This window comes from Enterobacter cloacae complex sp. I3, assembly GCF_014896175.1.
GTDB lineage: Bacteria > Pseudomonadota > Gammaproteobacteria > Enterobacterales > Enterobacteriaceae > Enterobacter > Enterobacter bugandensis.
Map to the genome: position 1 here is coordinate 1 of NZ_JADBQZ010000034.1, position 3,316 is coordinate 3,316.

The following is a 3,316-nucleotide window of genomic DNA, read 5'->3' on the forward strand; positions in this document are numbered from 1 at the left end:
ACGGGTTCTTATGCCTCAGTTGTAAGTGTCTACCATGTCCCCGAACAAGTGTTCACTATGTCCCCGGACCGTACAGAGGGAGAGGGTCAGGGTTAGGGGGAAATTACTCCCCCTGCTCCCGCGCAATAGCACGATAACCGATATCCTGACGGCTGAAGCTGCCGTTCCAGTGAATATCCGCCATCAGCGCATAGGCGCGTTTCTGCGCTTCTGCCACGGTCTGGCCCAGCGCGGTCGCACACAGCACGCGGCCGCCGTTGGTGAGCACGCGGTCATCGTCAGCCAGCTTCGTACCGGCGTGGAACACCTTCGCGCCGTCAATCTCTTCCAGCGGCAGGCCGTGGATCTCATCTCCGGTGCTGTAGTTCCCGGGATAGCCACCCGCAGCAATCACCACGCCCAGAGACGCACGCTCGTCCCACTCTGAGGTTTTCTCGTCCAGCTTGCCTTCGCAGGCCGCCAGGCACAGATCCACCAGGTCGGATTTCATGCGCAGCATGATCGGCTGGGTTTCCGGATCGCCGAAGCGGCAGTTGAATTCAATCACCTTCGGGTTACCCTGCTTGTCAATCATCAGGCCCGCGTAGAGGAAACCGGTGTAGGTATTGCCTTCCGCCGCCATGCCCTTCACGGTAGGCCAGATGATGCGGTCCATGGTGCGCTGATGCACCTCATCGGTAACCACGGGAGCAGGGGAGTAAGCGCCCATCCCGCCGGTGTTTGGGCCGGTATCGCCATTGCCCACGCGCTTGTGATCCTGGCTGGTGGCCATCGGCAGAACGTGCTCGCCGTCGACCATTACGATAAAGCTCGCCTCTTCGCCGTCGAGGAACTCTTCGATCACGATGCGGTGGCCCGCATCGCCAAAAGCGTTGCCTGCCAGCATATCCTGAACGGCCGCTTCGGCTTCTTCGAGCGTCATCGCCACGATAACGCCTTTCCCGGCGGCCAGACCGTCGGCTTTGATGACAATCGGCGCGCCTTTTTCACGCAGGTAAGCCAGCGCGGGCTCGACGTCGGTGAAGTTCTGATACTCCGCCGTCGGAATGTTATGACGCGCAAGGAAATCTTTGGTGAAGGCTTTGGAGCCTTCCAGCTGCGCGGCGCCTTCCGTTGGGCCGAAGATTTTCAGGCCCGCAGCGCGGAACGCATCAACCACGCCAATTACCAGCGGCGCTTCCGGGCCGACGATGGTCAGATCGATGTTCTCGGTCTGGGCAAAGCTCAGCAGCGCCGGGATATCGGTCACGCCGATAGCCACGTTCTGCAGCGCGGGTTCCAGTGCGGTACCGGCGTTGCCCGGTGCCACGAAGACGGTTTTAACCTGCGGAGACTGCGCCGCTTTCCACGCCAGCGCGTGCTCGCGCCCGCCGTTACCAATCACTAATACTTTCATTTTCTGCTCCGGGAATTAATGGCGGAAGTGGCGCATGTCGGTGAAGATCATTGCGATGCCGTGTTCGTCGGCAGCGGCAATTACCTCGTCGTCGCGGATAGAGCCGCCAGGCTGGATCACACAGGTGATGCCCACCGCAGCCGCAGCGTCGATACCGTCACGGAACGGGAAGAAGGCGTCAGAGGCCATGGCGGAGCCTTTCACTTCCAGGCCTTCGTCACCTGCTTTAATACCCGCGATTTTCGCAGAGTAAACGCGGCTCATCTGGCCTGCGCCTATCCCGATGGTCATGTTCTCTTTTGCGTAGACAATGGCGTTAGACTTCACGAACTTCGCCACTTTCCAGCAGAACAGCGCGTCGCGCAGCTCCTGTTCGGTCGGCTGTCGTTTGGTCACCACGCGCAGGTCGGCTTCTGTCACCATACCCAAATCGCGATCCTGAACCAGCAGACCGCCGTTCACGCGCTTGAAGTCCAGGCCCGGCACGCGCTCCGCCCACTGGCCGCAAACCAGTACGCGCACGTTCTGTTTCGCCGAGGTGATTTTCAGCGCTTCTTCGGACGCGGATGGCGCGATGATCACTTCGACAAACTGGCGGGAGATAATGGCCTGCGCGGTCTCAGCATCCAGCTCGCGGTTGAATGCAATAATACCGCCGAATGCGGAGGTCGGGTCGGTTTTGTAGGCGCGATCGTAGGCATCCAGAATAGAGGAGCTTACCGCAACGCCGCACGGGTTGGCGTGCTTGACGATAACGCAGGCTGGCTCGCTGAACTCTTTCACGCATTCCAGCGCGGCGTCGGTGTCAGCAATGTTGTTATAGGAAAGGGCTTTGCCCTGAACCTGCTGGGCGGTCGCAACGGAGGCTTCCTTTACCTCTTCTTCTATATAGAAGGCAGCCTGCTGGTGGCTGTTCTCGCCGTAACGCATATCCTGCTTCTTAATGAAGTTCAGGTTCAGGGTGCGCGGGAAGCGGCCAGAAGGATCTTTGCTTTCACCGTGGTAGGCAGGAACCAGGCTACCGAAGTAGTTGGCAATCATGCTGTCGTACGCGGCGGTGTGTTCGAAGGCCTTAATCGCAAGGTCGAAGCGGGTTTCGAGAGTGAGGGAGCCGTCGTTAGCATCCATCTCATTAATAATGGCGCTGTAGTCGCTGCTCTTCACCACGATGGCCACATCTTTATGGTTCTTCGCCGCGGAGCGCACCATGGTTGGGCCGCCAATATCAATATTCTCAACCGCATCTTCCAGAGAGCAGCCTTCGCGGGCGACGGTCTGGGCAAACGGGTAGAGGTTAACAACAACCATATCGATAGGCGCGATATCATGCTGTTCCATAATGCCGTCGTCCTGACCGCGACGGCCCAGAATGCCGCCGTGCACTTTCGGATGCAGGGTTTTGACGCGTCCATCCATCATTTCCGGGAAACCGGTGTAGTCGGACACTTCGGTTACCGGCAGACCTTTATCTGCTAACAGGCGAGCGGTACCGCCTGTAGAAAGCAGCTCCACACCGCGTGCGGAAAGTGCCTGAGCGAATTCGACGATACCGGCTTTATCAGAAACACTGAGCAGAGCGCGGCGGACTGGACGACGTTGTTGCATGGTAAATCCCCTGGATTTCACGATTACAGAGAGCGTTAGATGAATTTTCCAGCGAAAAACTCATCTAACACACCTGACGAGGCCTCCTTGTTAAGCGCGAGCATTTTAACGAAAACGTTTGCGCAACGCTCGCATATTTTCACTTTTTCGAAGCGCTGTGGATAACTCTGTGTGTAAAAGGGTATAAGGCGGGGTTTTGCTGGGGAATGCAGCAGTCAGTCATTTTTCTGTCATTTAGCGGTTGCGGGCTGCGGAGAACTCCCTATAATGCGCCTCCATCGACACGGCGGATGTGAATCACTTCACAGTTAACCC

Annotated in this window: 2 protein-coding genes; both read right to left on the bottom strand. The window is 57.9% G+C overall.

Annotated elements, in window-relative coordinates; genetic code table 11:
• Positions 1 to 103 precede the first annotated feature (103 nt).
• Positions 104 to 1,396: a phosphoribosylamine--glycine ligase gene (purD, locus tag IM271_RS20090; protein ID WP_045261355.1), complete on the bottom strand. Its 1,293-nt coding sequence runs from the start codon at positions 1,394 to 1,396 to the stop codon at positions 104 to 106.
• A gap of 15 nt (positions 1,397 to 1,411) precedes the next feature.
• Positions 1,412 to 3,001, bottom strand: coding sequence for a bifunctional phosphoribosylaminoimidazolecarboxamide formyltransferase/IMP cyclohydrolase (purH, locus tag IM271_RS20095; protein ID WP_088204568.1), 1,590 nt, complete (start codon positions 2,999 to 3,001; stop codon positions 1,412 to 1,414).
• Between the last annotated feature and the right edge of the window lie 315 nt (positions 3,002 to 3,316).

Coding starts and splice junctions, on each gene's coding strand:
- purD (WP_045261355.1), bottom strand. CDS start 1,396: ATGAAAGTATTAGTGATTGGTAACGGCGGGCGCGAGCACGCGCTGGCG.
- purH (WP_088204568.1), bottom strand. CDS start 3,001: ATGCAACAACGTCGTCCAGTCCGCCGCGCTCTGCTCAGTGTTTCTGAT.